We start from the raw sequence: 13,718 nt of genomic DNA, 5'->3' as shown, positions 1-13,718 counted from the left end.
GACCGTGAAAGCCGCAAAGACCGTCAAGGATTGGGAATCTCTGGCCGAAAAGGAGCTGAAGGCTTCGCCGGAAACCCTTGTCTGGCATACGCCCGAAGGAATCGACATCAAGCCGCTTTATACGGCCGAAGATCTCGATGGCATCGAGCATCTCGATTCGCTGCCGGGCTTTGCGCCCTTCGTGCGCGGCCCGCGCGCCACCATGTATGTCGGCCGCCCCTGGACGATCCGCCAATATGCCGGCTTCTCGACAGCCGAAGCATCGAACGCCTTCTACCGCCGCAATCTCGCCGGCGGGCAGAAAGGCTTGTCCGTCGCCTTCGACCTCGCCACCCACCGCGGTTACGACAGCGACCATCCGCGGGTCGAGGGCGATGTCGGCAAGGCGGGCGTCGCGATCGACAGCGTCGAGGACATGAAGATCCTGTTCGACGGCATCCCTTTGAAGGAGATGTCCGTCTCTATGACCATGAACGGCGCGGTCATCCCGATCCTCGCCTCCTTCATCGTCGCCGGCGAGGAGCAGGGCTGTTCGCGGGCCGAGCTCTCCGGCACCATCCAGAACGACATCCTCAAGGAGTTCATGGTCCGCAACACCTATATCTATCCGCCCGAGCCTTCGATGCGGATCGTCGCCGACATCATCGAATATACGGCAAAGGAAATGCCGAAGTTCAATTCGATTTCGATATCCGGCTACCATATGCAGGAAGCGGGCGCGACGCTCGTCCAGGAGCTCGCCTTCACGCTGGCCGACGGGCGCGAATATGTCCGGGCCGCCCTTGCCAAGGGCCTCAGCGTCGACGAGTTCGCCGGCCGGCTGTCCTTCTTCTTCGCGATCGGCATGAACTTCTTCATGGAGGCCGCCAAGTTGCGCGCCGCCCGGCTTCTGTGGTCGCGGATCATGGAGGAGTTCAAGCCGCAGAAGGCGTCCTCGCTGATGCTGCGCACCCATTGCCAGACGTCGGGCGTCTCGCTGCAGGAACAGGACCCCTACAACAACGTCATCCGCACGGCCTATGAGGCCCTGTCGGCGGTGCTCGGCGGCACCCAATCGCTGCACACCAACGCGCTCGACGAGGCGATGGCTTTGCCGACCGATTTTTCCGCCCGCATCGCCCGCAACACCCAGCTGATCCTCAATCACGAGACCGGCATCACCAAGGTCGTCGATCCGCTGGCCGGTTCCTATTACGTCGAGAGCCTCACCAATGAGCTTGCCGAAAAGGCCTGGGCGTTGATCGAGGAGGTCGAGGCGATGGGCGGCATGACCAAGGCTGTCGCCGACGGCCTGCCGAAACGATTGATCGAGGAAGCCGCCACCCGCCGCCAGGCAGCCGTCGACCGCGGCGAGGAAATCATCGTCGGCGTCAATAAATACCGGCTGGAGAACGAGGACGAGATCGACATCCTGGCGATCGACAATACCGCGGTCCGCAAAGGCCAGATCAAACGCCTGGAGGAAGTGCGTCGGCAGCGGGATCCGAAGCGGGTGGCGGCGGCGCTGGCCGTCCTGGAGGAGGCCGCCGAAAGCGGCGAGGGAAACCTGTTGGAGGTGGCGATCGAAGCGGCCCGCGCCCGCGCCACCGTCGGCGAAATCTCCGACGCGATGCGGCAAGCCTTCGGCGATCATTCCGCCGTGCCGGAAGTGGTCAGCGATATCTATGGACCCGCTTATGAGGACGATCCGGAATACAAGACGATCGTCTCGCGGCTTGGCAGCTATGCTCAAACGCTTGGCGCTAAGCCGAAGATCATGGTCGCCAAGCTCGGCCAGGACGGCCATGACCGCGGTGCCAAGGTGATCGCATCGGCCTTTGGCGATATCGGTTTCGAGGTTCTCGCCGGTCCGCTATTTCAGACGCCCGAGGAGGCGGCCGACCTCGCGGTCAGGCAAAACGTCCAGGTGGTCGGCATGTCGTCGCTCGCCGCCGGTCACCGGACGCTTGCGCCCCAGCTCGTCGAAGCGTTGAAGGCGAAAGGTGCCGAAAACACCATCGTCGTGGTCGGCGGCGTCGTGCCTCGGCAGGATTACGACTACCTGATGGACCACGGCGTTGCCGCCGTCTTCGGCCCGGGCACCAATGTGCTGGATGCCGCCAACTCCATTATCGACCTCTTGGAGGGCAAGCGCCGCAATATCTGACGGCTACTTCGCCGCCAGCATCGCCTTGGCGCTGTCGGCATCGGTGATCATCACGTTGGCGAGCCCGTTTTGCGCCACCGCCTGCAGGATCTTGTGCTTGTGCGGCCCGCCCGAGGCGACGATGCGGCAGCCGATTTTCCGGAAATCCTCCATCTCCGGGGCGAGAACCTGGCGGTTCAGTGGATGGTCGATTTCCTTGCCCGAGGCGTCGAGATAACGGCCCATCAGGTCGCCGACCGCGCCGGCTTTCCTGAGGATCTGCTCGTTCATGCCTTCGGGCAGGCCATAACGCACCTGCAGCGACTGCTGCGATACGTCGCCGACGCTCAAGTAAGCGACATCCACCTCGCAGATCTGCTTGAATGTTCGTTGGAACACCGCCTGCGAAATGATCGCATCACGCGATTCCGGGCTCTCGGCATAGATCGGCGCCACGAAATAACGGCACTGAGCGTTCAGCACCTGCGCAAAGCCGCGCACGATCTCGAACGTGTTGATTTCCGAGCCCTGCGTCAGCCCGCCCATCATCGAGCGCACTTTGATCTGCGGCTCGTTCAGCGACGGGATGTGCTGGATCGTCTCGCGCAGCGTCGAGCCCCAGCCGACGCCGATCGATGCGGGTTTCTGCGTCTGGATCAACCGGCCGAGAAAGCCGGCTGCCCCACGTCCGAGCACCGAATGCAGAAGCGCAGGGTCCGCCGGCGTCGGCACCACGACCGCATCCTGCAGGCCGAACCGCTTGCGTAGCTTCGCTTCGAGCTCGACGCTTTCCGCCAGCACGGAATCGAAGCTGATCCTGACGACGCCTGCTTCCAGCGCCTCCGAGAGGATCTCGTTGACCCGCCGGCGGGTGATATTCATCCGTTCGGCGATCTGCTGCTGGGTAAGGCTTTCCACATGATAGAGCCACGCGGCCCGCACCATCAGCTCACGATATTCCATTGTCCCTGCCCTTCGAAGTATCATATGTCACACGCACGTAACACATGTAACTTACCCATCCATGTCATGGCTAACCCAGACTGATGGAGATGGCCAGAACCGAAACAGGGCGGGTCGTGCGAAAGACCCGATTATCAGGGACCGAAACATGGCTTCGACATATGTGAAATCGATCACCGGCCTTCTTGCCGCAAGCGCACTTTTGATGGGCGCGACGGGAGCAATTGCTGCCGACCGCGTCAAGATCGAGTGGTGGTATGCGATCTCCGGCAAGCTCGGCGATACCGTCCAGCAACTGATCTCCGACTTCAACAAGTCGCAGGACAAGTACGAGGTCGTCGGCACGTTCAAGGGCAATTACGAAGAGACCATGGCGGCCATGGTCGCCGCATACCGCGTCAATCAGCAGCCGGCTATCCTTCAGTCTGCCGAGCGCGGCTTCATGACCATGCTGAACTCCGGTGCGGTCATCCCTGTCGACCAGCTGATGGCCAAGCAAGGCTACAAGATCGACTGGAACGACTTCGTCAAGCCGGTTGCCGGCTTCTACATCGTCAACGGTAAGCCGGCCGCATTGCCCTTCAACTCGTCGACGCCGATCCTCTGGTACAATGCCGATGCCTTCAAGGCCGCCGGCTTCGATGCGCCATCGGATACCTGGCAGGGTCTCGAAAAGCAGCTCTATGCGCTGGAGGAAAAAAAGGTCACCGATTGCTCTATGGCGCTGCCGGGCGATTTCCAGTGGAGCCTGATCGAGAACTATTCGGCGATCAACAACTATCCCTTCGCCACCAAGGCCAACGGTTATGCCGGCCTCGACACCGAGTTCACCTACAACAAGACCGGCGTGGTCGGCCAGGTCGCCCGTCTCAAGAAGTGGGTGGATGACGGCGTGCTGAAGATCGCCGGCCAGGGCGTCGCCCCGATCAGCCTCTTCACGTCAGGCACCTGCGCCACGATCATCAACTCCACCGCCAGCCATTCCGGCGTCGAAGCGGACGCCAAGTTCAAGTGGAGCGCCGCGGTCATGCCGCATGAAGAGGGCGCCGACGTCAAGAACGGCACGATCGGCGGCGCGTCGCTCTGGGCGGTCAAGGGCAAGTCGGAAGAGGTTCAGGCCGGCGTCGCCGCCTTCTTCAACTTCGTCGCCCAGCCGGATACCCAGGAATGGTGGAGCAAGGCGACCGGTTACGTTCCGGTCACCAATGCCGCCTACCAGAAGATGAAGACCGATGGTTATTTCAAGGATCATCCGACCCGCGAAATCGCCATCGAACAGCTGTCGCGTGGCGAGCCGACGGACAATTCCCGCGGCTTCCGCTTCGGCAACCACAACCAGTCGACTTCTATCCTGATCGAGGAAATCCAGGCCGTCTGGACCGGCAAGAAGACCCCGCAGGAAGCGCTGGACTCATCGGTCAAGCGTGGCAACGAGATCCTGCGCCAGTACGAGAAGCTCCATGCCGGCAAGTGATGCCATCATGATCAGGAACGAGGGCGCGGCGACACGCCCTCGGTTACCCTTGCGGCGGAGCCTGAGCTCCCTGGTGGGGACGTCGGAAGCGGGGCTCAAGGCCTCGCATTTCCGGCGGCCCTGGCTGGCCGCGGGCCTGCTCGCGCCGCAGCTGCTGATCCTGCTCTTCTTCTTTTTCATCCCCACCTGGAAAGCGCTGTCGCTCGCCTTCGTGCAGGTGGATCCGTTCGGCGGCAGGATGATCTTCGTCGGGCTGGAAAATTTCACCACCCTGTTTTCAAGCCCGGAATACCGCGACAGCGCCATCCTGACGCTGTGGTTCACGGTGGTGCAATGCGTCGCCACGCTCGTCATCGCTGGGCTGTTGGCTTTCGCCACCGACAACGTCATGCGCGGCAGGGCGATCTACAAGGGCGTCATCCTTCTGCCCTACGCCATCGCCCCGGCGATATCGGGCGTGCTCTGGGCCTTCCTGTTCAACCCGACCGTCGGCCCGCTCGCCCAGATGCTGCATGAGATCGGTTTCGCCTGGGATCCGAACCGCCGGCCGTTCGATGCGCTGCTGCTTGTCTCGGTCGCGGCGGTCTGGAAACACGTCTGTTACGACTACATCTTCCTCGTTGCGGCCTTCCTGGCTGTGCCGGCCTCGGTGATGGAGGCGGCCGCGATCGACGGCGCCCGTCCGGTCCGCCGCTTCTTCACGGTGACGCTGCCCATGGCGGCGCCGACGATTTTCTTCCTTATCGTCATGAACTTCGTCTACGGCCTGTTCGAGACCTTCGGCATCATCGACACCGTGACCCACGGCGGACCCGCCGGCAGCACCAACACGCTGGTCTACAAGGTCTACCAGGATGGCTTTCGCCAGCTCGACCTCGGATCGTCGGCCGCTCAGTCGGTGATCCTGATGGCGATCGCCGTGCTCTTCACCTTCCTGCAGTTCCGCGCCGTCGAGCGCAAAGTCAATTATCAGGTGTGACCATGGTCGAACATCACACGGGCCTCTCGATCTTCTGCCACGTCATTCTGCTGATCGGTGCCGCAGTCGTCTGCATGCCGCTCTATTTCGCTTTCGTCGCCGGTTCGCTGACGGTCGGCGAGGTGCAGCAGGTGCCGTTTCCGCTGGTCCCGGGCGGCCATTTCGTCGAGAACACCGTCCTTGCCTGGAACGAAGGCCAGTTCAGCCGTCTCTACATCAACTCCCTCATCGTCACCATCGGCATCGTCGTCGGCAAGCTGACGGTCTCGCTGATAGCCGGCTTCGCGGTCACCTATTTCCGGTTTCCCTTCCGCATGACCGCTTTCTGGCTGATCTTCATCTCGCTGATGCTGCCGGTCGAGGTGCGCATCATCCCGACCTACGAGGCGGTGGCCGATGCCGCCGGCCCGCTGCGCGCGCTGTTCGACGCGATCGGCCTGACGGGCTTTGTTGCCGACAAGACCGGCTACCAGCTCGACGCGGCGCTGCAATGGAACATGATCAACAGCTATGGCGGGCTGATCCTGCCGCTGATCGCCTCGGCGTCGGCGACCTTCCTGTTCCGGCAGTTTTTCCTGACCGTACCGGACGAACTCTGCGAGGCGGCCAAGCTCGACGGCGCCGGGCCGTTGAAATTCTTCTGGGACGTGCTGCTGCCGCTGTCGCGCGCCAATATCGCGGCGCTGTCGATCATTCTCTTCCTCTACGGCTGGAACCAGTATCTCTGGCCGCTCCTCTTCACCACCGAAAAGGCGATGGCGACGGCGATGATCGGGTTGAAGGACCTGATCCCGGTCGCCGACGCCCAGCCGGCCTGGAATATCGCCATGGCCGCCTCCTTTTTTGTGATGGCGCCGCCGGCTCTCGTCATCCTTCTGATGCAACGCTGGTTCACCAAGGGCCTGGTGGATTCGAGCAAATAGAAATGAGGTATTTCCAATGACCAATCCCATCATCGTCGGCCATCGCGGCGCCCGCAATCTCTGGGCCGAGAACAGCCTGACAGGGTTCCGCAATCTTCTCGACCTCTCCGTCGAATCGGTCGAATTCGACGTGCATCTGAGCGCCACCGGCGAGCTCCTTGTGATCCATGACGCGACGCTCGACCGCACCACCGAGCGTTCTGGCCGGGTGACTGATCTTGCCGCCGGCGAATACCGTTCGGTGATCCTCAAGGGCACCGATGAGCACATCCCGACGCTCGAGGACGTGCTCGAAATCTACGCGCCGACCGGCCTCGAACTGCATGTGGAACTGAAGGCCGATGCCGACGGCAAGCCTTATGAAGGCCTCGAAGCCAAGGCTGCGGCCATGATCGATCGTTTCGGCGTGGCTGACAATTCCTTCCTGACCAGCTTCAGCGGCGAAGTCCTGAAGACGATCGGCGAAGTCGCGCCGCATATCCGCCGGCTCTCCTCGCTCAATCACAAGTCCGTCCAGGCTCTCGGTCTGCGCCAGTCCGTCGAAGCCATGCTGCGGGTTTCCAACGTGCTGGCGATCGAAAAGGCGCTGCTGCTGGAAGAATGGGAACTGCTCTCCGCGCTGGTCCCGGCTGAAAAGCTCGGCGTCTGGGTTCCGAACGAGTTGGAAGACCTGTCCTTCTGGCTGAAGCGTCCGCTGCGCCAGATCACCACCGACCGCCCGGATCTCGCCGTCAAGGCACGAGAAGGGCTGTTTGATGCCGCTCATTGATCGCCGAAGCCTGCTGGTGGGCGGACTGGCGGCGGCGGCCATCTGGCGGACGCTCGGCTCCGCGCGTGCGGCGAGCTTCAAGACCGATCCCTTCGCTCTCGGTGTCGCGTCCGGCGCGCCGAGGGCCGACAGCGTCGTCCTCTGGACCCGTCTTATCCTGGAAGACACATCGGCCGCCACCTCCGCCGATCCTTTCGCCCCGGCGCCGAAGCCGAACCTCGATCCGATCGACGTGGAATGGTTGATCGCCGAGGACGAGGCCTTTTCAAAGCCGGTCCAGTCGGGCCTCTTCCGCGCCGTCCCCGAATTTGCCCATTCGGTGCATGTGGAGGTCACGGGCCTTCAACCCGGCCGCTGGTATTTCTACCGCTTCCGGTCCGGCAATGCGGAAAGCCCGGTCGGTCGCACCCGCACCGCGCCAACGGGCAATGCCGATACGCTTCGCCTCGCCTTCGCCTCCTGCCAGCAATACGAACAGGGTTTCTACAGCACCTATGCCGACATGGCAGGCCGTGACCTCGACCTCGTCATCCATCTCGGCGACTATATCTACGAGCGCAGTTACGGCGCGCAGCTGGTGCGCAAGCATGAGACCGGCGTGCCGTCGATGCTCTACGAATTCAGGGATCGTTACGCGCTCTACAAATCCGACCCGCAACTGCAGGCCGCCCATGCAGCCTTTCCCTGGCTCGCCGTCTGGGACGACCATGAAGTCACCAACAACTACGCCAATGACCGTGCTCCCGACGCACCGAACCGTGACGAATTCCTCGCCCGCCGTCGTGCCGCCTACCAAGCCTGGTTCGAGCACATGCCGGTGCATCCAAGCCTCGCCGCCGGCTTCGATGCGCTGCGTATCTACGACCACTATCAGTTCGGCAATCTGGCTGGCGTGACGCTGCTCGACACCCGGCAATATCGTTCGCCGGAACTCCAAGGGTCGGCAGGCGACGACCGGCCGGAGCGGACCATGCTCGGCCCGGCGCAGGAAGAGTGGCTCGGCAATACGCTCGGTACCAGCCGGGCGAAGTGGAACCTCATCGCCCAGCAGACACTGCTTGCCGAGCGCGACACCAAATCCGGGGCGGCCACCGCGTATAATCTCGACGGCTGGGACGGCTATCGGGCGGCTCGCGGCCGTCTGCTGGAGGCGGTGCAGACCTCGGCGGTCCAAAATCCGCTGATCATCGGCGGCGACCTGCATGCCTTCTACGCGGCGGATGTGAAGCGCGATTTCGCGGATGAGAAGGCTCGGGCAATCGCCAGCGAATTCGTCTGCGGCTCGATCACCTCAGATGCGCCTTCCTCAGCGAGCCTGGCAACGGCGCTTGCCGAAAATCCGCACCTCAAGTTTGCCTCGGACAAGCATGGTTATGCGATCATGCGCTTGAGCGATCGATCGACCGAGGTCGATTTCATCGGGATCACCGACCGCAAGCAGCAGAATTCCCCTGCTGCTGTTTTCCAGAGCTTTGCCGTCGCCGACGGTTTAGCCGGCGTCAATCGGCTTTGACGCCTCATTCAAATTGGACTTTCATGCAGATAGATCTCCTGATTTTCGATTGTGATGGCGTCCTGATCAACAGCGAGCCGATCGCCAGCCGCACGCTGGCCAAAGCCCTGCAGGATGCTGGTGCCGCCATCACCGCCGAGGAGGTTCTGGTCCGCTTTACCGGCAATTCCGCCAGCGCCATCCGCCGCATCTGCACCGAAGAGTTCGGAATAACCGATATGGATGCGGTCTTCGAGGCCTGGCATCTCGATATCTATCCGGAATTCGCCCGCTCGCTGGAGCTCATGCCCGGCATCGAAAGCCTCGTCCGCGCACTGCCGCACCGCAAATGCGTCGCCTCCAACAGCTCGACGGACCGGCTGTCGAAAAGCCTCGGCCTTCTGCCCCTCTGGCACGCTTTCGCGCCGTCGATCTTCAGCGCCGACATGGTGGCGCGGCCGAAACCGGCGCCGGATCTGTTTCATCTCTGCGCCGAAACGCTCGCCGCCGATCCGGCCCGTTGCGTGGTGATCGACGACAGCGCCCACGGGATCACCGGGGCGATTGCGGCGGGCATGACGGCGATCGGCTTTGTCGATCCCGCCGATCCGCGACCTGGCCGCGCGAAAATCCTGGCGGAGGCCGGAGCCGTTTTCGTGGCGACCGGAGCCGAGGAGCTTGCAGAAGCGCTCGCCCGGCTCGAAGCCCCGTTCTCCGTGGACGCCTGAGCGGCCACCTCACGAGCATCCGGCAATAAAAAATTTGAGGTGTCATCCGCCTGTAAAACTCCGGCCCTAAGAAACGCCCAGCAAGATTGCACGGCTGTGCAAAAGGGGGTTCGATGGAACGGGACGGTTTTCTGGAATTGCGCGGTGTCGCCAGCCGTTATGGCGCCACGCAAGTTCTGGCCGATATCGATCTGTCGATCGCCAAGGGCGAATTCGTGGCGCTGCTCGGTTCGTCCGGCTGCGGCAAGACCACGCTTCTGCGTCTGCTCGCCGGTTTCATCAGCCCGTCGGCCGGTGAAGTGAAGGTGCGCCATCGCGATGTGACTTACCTGCCGCCCGACAAGCGCGGCATGGCGCTGGTTTTCCAGTCCTACGCGCTGTGGCCGCATATGACGGTGGCGCAGAACATCGGCTACGGCCTGAAGCTGAAGGGTATTTCTCGAACCGAGATCGCGGCCCGCGTCACCGCCATGCAGTCGCTGCTCGGCCTCGACGGGCTGGAAGCGCGCAAGCCGCAGGCGTTGTCGGGCGGCCAGCGCCAGCGTGTCGCGCTCGGCCGGGCGCTCGCCATCGATCCGGAAATCCTGCTGCTCGACGAACCGTTGTCGAACCTCGACGCCCGCATCCGCCTGACGGTGCGCCACGAGTTGCGGGCGCTGCAGAAGCGGCTCGGCATCACCGCCATCCACGTCACCCACGACCGCGAGGAGGCCATGGTGATGGCCGACCGGATCGTCATCCTCAATACCGGCAGGATCGCCCAACAGGGCACGCCGGAAGATGTTTATAACCGTCCCGCCTCGGCCTTCGTCGCCGCCTTCATGGGCGCGGAAAATGTGCTTTTCCTGAACGGTGAGCCGCAGGACAACCAGTTTGCGATCGCTGCGGGCCCGGCCAATGCGGCCTGTTCCCTACCGCTCCTCGGCCGTCCGCTGGCCGCCGGTCCGGTCGAGGCCCGCTTCCGCCCGGAGGCCGCCCGTCTGTTCCCGGCCGATGATATCGCCGAGATCGGCCCCGGCATCACTTTCCGGGGCGAGGTTGCCGCCGTCAGTTATCCCGGTGGCCATTGGCGCCACGTCGTCAAGCTCGGCGACCACGAGATCATGGCCGATGCCGACCGCGCCTTCGAGCCGGGCGCCCGCGTTGCCGTGTTCGTGCCGGCCGAGGCGCTGTTCCTGTTCAATTCACCGGAGGCTGCTTCGGCCTCCCCCATTTCCCGGGCGCCATCCGGGAAAGTCCACGCCTGATCTTTCGATACCTCTGCCTTTTCAACTCACGGAGAAGCACTCATGAAGAAGATGTCCTACGCAGCCTTCGCCGTCGTTTTCGCAGCCCTTCCGGTTCATGCCGAAGAGCTGACGGTTGCGACCGCCGGAGACCAGAACATGGTCGACTACATCAACCAGTATCTCGGACCGCTGTTCGAAAAGACCTATCCCGGCAATACGGTTCGCGCCGTCGGCACTGGCCCCGGCGATGCGGGCTCGCAGAAGATTCTCGAGCGCTTCGACGCCCAGGCTGCGGCGAAGTCCGACAAGTGGGACGTCGACGTCGCTGTCGTCCACGAAAAATTCGTCGGCCCGATGGTGACCAAGAACTATCTCGACAAGTACCGCAGCGACATCGAAACCGGCAAGCTCGTCACCCGTGCCAACGCCAAGATGGCGCTCGGCACCAATGTCGACGGTTACGTCATGCCGATGTTCAACAGCCAGACCGCGATCGCCTACAACCCTGCGCTCGTTCCGAACCCGCCGAAATCCTATGCGGAGCTTGCAGACTGGGCCAAAGTCCATCCGAAGCAGTTCGGTTATAACGGCATCAAGGGCGGCGCTTCCGGCGTTTCGTTCGTCATGGGCTGGATCTATGCCTTCGGCGGTGGTGATGCCAACACCCTGATGAACGGTCCGTTCAAGGAAGACGAAACCAAGAAGTGGGATACGGCCTTCAAAAGCCTCGCCGACTTCACCACCAACGCCACGCTGACGCCCGGCAATGCCGGCACGCTTGACCTCCTGTCGCGCGGCGAAATCGCCATGGGCCCGGTCTGGGTCGACATGTTCTATTCCTGGCAGGCCAACGGCCAGCTGCCGCCGACCATGAAACTCGTCCTGCCGGCTCCGGGCATGCCGGGCCAGCCGATGCACTACGTGATGCCGGAAAAGGCTGCCCACAAGGCGCTGGCCGAGAAGTTCATCGCTCTCGCCACCAGCCCCAAGGTCCAGGCCGAAGGCATCGTCAAGCGCTTCAACTGGTATCCGGGCATCGACGCCGACAACGTCAAGCGGGAACTGGACGACGCAACGTGGAACAAGCTGTTCGTCGACATCTCGCCGGCCGACCTTGCCGCCAAGGGCAAGCCCTTCCCGATCGCGCCCTACAACACAGCGATCCTCGAAGCCTATGAGAAGTCCGTGAAGTAATCCGAGATCCCTTCTCCCCTTGGGGAGAAGGTGGCCCAACGGGCCGGATGAGGGGGCTGTGGCACGGCATACGAGGCCTCAGGGTCGCGTCTGCAGCTCACCCCCTCATCTGTCCTTCGGACATCTTCTCCCCGAGGGGAGAAGATAGTGCCCATCATCCCTCCGAACGGTCGAACCATGCCAAAACGCCTCCTCGGTCTCCTTCTCGTGCTGCCGGCACTCGCGGTGATCGCCTTCCTTTTCATCCTGCCGCTGATCATGTCGGCGGTCGGTGCCTTCCAGGTGGAGGGGGTTTTCGGCTGGGGCAATTTCACCAAGACTTTCGACCTCTACACCAAGGACATCATCTTCACCGTCGTGATCGTCAGCCTGTCGACGGTGCTGATCGGCATCGCCTCGATCGCGATCGGCGGTTATCTGACGCTCGGCGAACATCCGGTCGCCGTCGCGATCCTGCGCTGGCTCTATCGTTGGCCGATGTTCATTCCCTTCATCGTCGTCGGCCAGATTCTCCGCACGTTCCTCTCCAAGAACGGCATGATGAACAACACTTTCATCAATCTCGGCCTGCTGACGCCGCTCGATGCGGTGAGCTTCCTCGACTGGCGCGGCATCGTCATCGCCTTCGTCTGGAAGCAGACGCCATTCGTGGCGCTGCTCGTCGCCGGCGCCATGGCCTCCATCAACCGCGATACGATCGAGGCGGCCCGCAATCTCGGTGCCTCGCGGCTGCGCCTGCTGCTGGAAATCGTCGTGCCGCAGGTGGCGATGACGCTGACGGTCGGCCTCATCCTCTCCTTCGTCACCATGATGTCGGTTCTGTCCGTGCCGCTGATGATCAACGCCCAGTCGCCGACCATGCTGACCGCCGACATCGCCTTCCGGGTCAATTCCTACGGGGACTACGGTGTCGCCAATGCGCTTGGCCTGATCTCGCTCGTGCTCGCCGCCTCCGTCGCATGGATCTACCTGCGCGCCAGCCTCAAGGAGCGCGCATGACAGCCGCCCATAATCCCGCCGCCCGCAATCCTCTCACGGCCCTCTGGTGGGTGCCGCGCGGCATCATCTTCGGGCTGATGGCCTTCTTCATCTTCGGGCCGCTCTTCAACCTGCTGATCTGGACGGTGGCTGAGAAGTGGTATTTCCCCCACAGCCTGCCGCTCGAATACGGCTTCAGTTCCTGGGCGCGGGTGTTTGCACCGCGCGGCGGGGCGATGGAATCGCTGACCAATTCGCTGGTCGTTGCCCTGCTGACCGTTGTCGTCTCGCTGTTGTTGGCGATCCCTGCCGGCTACGCGCTGGCGCGGCTGAAACTGCCATTCCGCGGCCTCATCCTGCTCGCCTTCCTCATTCCGCAGGCCTTTCCGAACCTGACGGTCTACGTCAACGTGGCCCGGATATTCTACGAGATCAGGCTCAACGGCACGATTCCCGGCGTCGTGCTGGTGCATGTCTCGCATGGCCTCGTTTATGCGGTGTGGATCGCGACGGCCGCCTTTTCTGCGATCGACGCGGAACTCGAGCAGGCAGCGCGCAACATCGGCGCCAGCGCCTTCCGGGCCTTCCTCGACGTAACGTTGCCGTTGGCGGCACCAGGCCTGATGGCAAGCGCCATCTTCGTTTTCCTGGAATCGCTCGATGAATTCACCGGCAGCTATTTCGTCGGCGCGCCCGATGTGAACATGCTGCCGTTATTGCTCTATACGACCGCTGCCGGCGGCAATTATCAGATAGCGTCGATCACCGCCCTCTTGCTGCTCGTTCCCTCTCTGGTGTTCATGTTGATCGTGGAGCGATTCCTGAAGGCGGACGTCCTTTCGCGGGTGGGGCATTGAGGAAAGC

The 13,718-nt window shown here is 62.7% G+C and carries 12 protein-coding genes; 11 read left to right on the top strand and 1 reads right to left on the bottom strand.

The genetic code is table 11. From position 1 onward, the window contains the following. Positions 1–4 precede the first annotated feature (4 nt). Entirely contained in the window at positions 5–2,146 is a 2,142-nt protein-coding gene (gene scpA / locus C5J22_RS23320; protein WP_105440244.1) for a methylmalonyl-CoA mutase, read from the top strand. 3 nt (positions 2,147–2,149) lie between these two features. Here scpA and C5J22_RS23315 read toward each other — a convergent pair whose 3' ends face one another. Further along, complete coding sequence (locus C5J22_RS23315; protein ID WP_105440195.1) at positions 2,150–3,088, bottom strand: sugar-binding transcriptional regulator; 939 nt, start codon at positions 3,086–3,088, stop codon at positions 2,150–2,152. Positions 3,089–3,236: 148 nt separating this feature from the next. On the opposite strand from C5J22_RS23315, the gene C5J22_RS23310 reads away from it, so the two are divergent. From C5J22_RS23310 to C5J22_RS23265, 10 genes are all read left to right on the top strand, one after another. Then, positions 3,237–4,562: an extracellular solute-binding protein gene (locus C5J22_RS23310; RefSeq protein WP_105440194.1), complete on the top strand. Its 1,326-nt coding sequence runs from the start codon at positions 3,237–3,239 to the stop codon at positions 4,560–4,562. Beyond that, on the top strand, positions 4,549–5,541 hold the full coding sequence (locus C5J22_RS23305) for an ABC transporter permease subunit (RefSeq protein ID WP_105440193.1): 993 nt from the start codon (positions 4,549–4,551) through the stop codon (positions 5,539–5,541). Before C5J22_RS23310 ends, C5J22_RS23305 begins: the two co-directional genes overlap by 14 nt. 2 nt (positions 5,542–5,543) lie before the next feature. Then, the gene (locus C5J22_RS23300) at positions 5,544–6,464 is read left to right on the top strand and encodes an ABC transporter permease subunit (protein ID WP_105440192.1); all 921 of its coding nucleotides are present in this window, start codon (positions 5,544–5,546) and stop codon (positions 6,462–6,464) included. 16 nt (positions 6,465–6,480) lie between these two features. Next, on the top strand, positions 6,481–7,233 hold the full coding sequence (locus tag C5J22_RS23295) for a glycerophosphodiester phosphodiesterase family protein (protein ID WP_105440191.1): 753 nt from the start codon (positions 6,481–6,483) through the stop codon (positions 7,231–7,233). Next, entirely contained in the window at positions 7,220–8,746 is a 1,527-nt protein-coding gene (locus C5J22_RS23290; protein WP_105440190.1) for an alkaline phosphatase, read from the top strand. Before C5J22_RS23295 ends, C5J22_RS23290 begins: the two co-directional genes overlap by 14 nt. A gap of 23 nt (positions 8,747–8,769) precedes the next feature. Next, positions 8,770–9,453: an HAD family phosphatase gene (locus C5J22_RS23285; protein WP_105440189.1), complete on the top strand. Its 684-nt coding sequence runs from the start codon at positions 8,770–8,772 to the stop codon at positions 9,451–9,453. Positions 9,454–9,566: 113 nt separating this feature from the next. Next, on the top strand, positions 9,567–10,700 hold the full coding sequence (locus C5J22_RS23280) for an ABC transporter ATP-binding protein (protein ID WP_105440188.1): 1,134 nt from the start codon (positions 9,567–9,569) through the stop codon (positions 10,698–10,700). Between the two features lie 42 nt (positions 10,701–10,742). Further along, entirely contained in the window at positions 10,743–11,876 is a 1,134-nt protein-coding gene (locus C5J22_RS23275) for an extracellular solute-binding protein (RefSeq protein WP_105402215.1), read from the top strand. A 177-nt stretch (positions 11,877–12,053) separates the two neighbouring features. Continuing rightward, positions 12,054–12,875: an ABC transporter permease gene (locus tag C5J22_RS23270; RefSeq protein WP_105440187.1), complete on the top strand. Its 822-nt coding sequence runs from the start codon at positions 12,054–12,056 to the stop codon at positions 12,873–12,875. Beyond that, entirely contained in the window at positions 12,872–13,711 is an 840-nt protein-coding gene (locus C5J22_RS23265) for an ABC transporter permease (protein ID WP_105440186.1), read from the top strand. Before C5J22_RS23270 ends, C5J22_RS23265 begins: the two co-directional genes overlap by 4 nt. Positions 13,712–13,718: the final 7 nt, after the last annotated feature.

This window comes from Neorhizobium sp. T25_13, from assembly GCF_002968675.1.
Lineage (GTDB): Bacteria > Pseudomonadota > Alphaproteobacteria > Rhizobiales > Rhizobiaceae > Neorhizobium > Neorhizobium tomejilense.
This window is presented reverse-complemented; position numbering and strand designations above follow the sequence as displayed.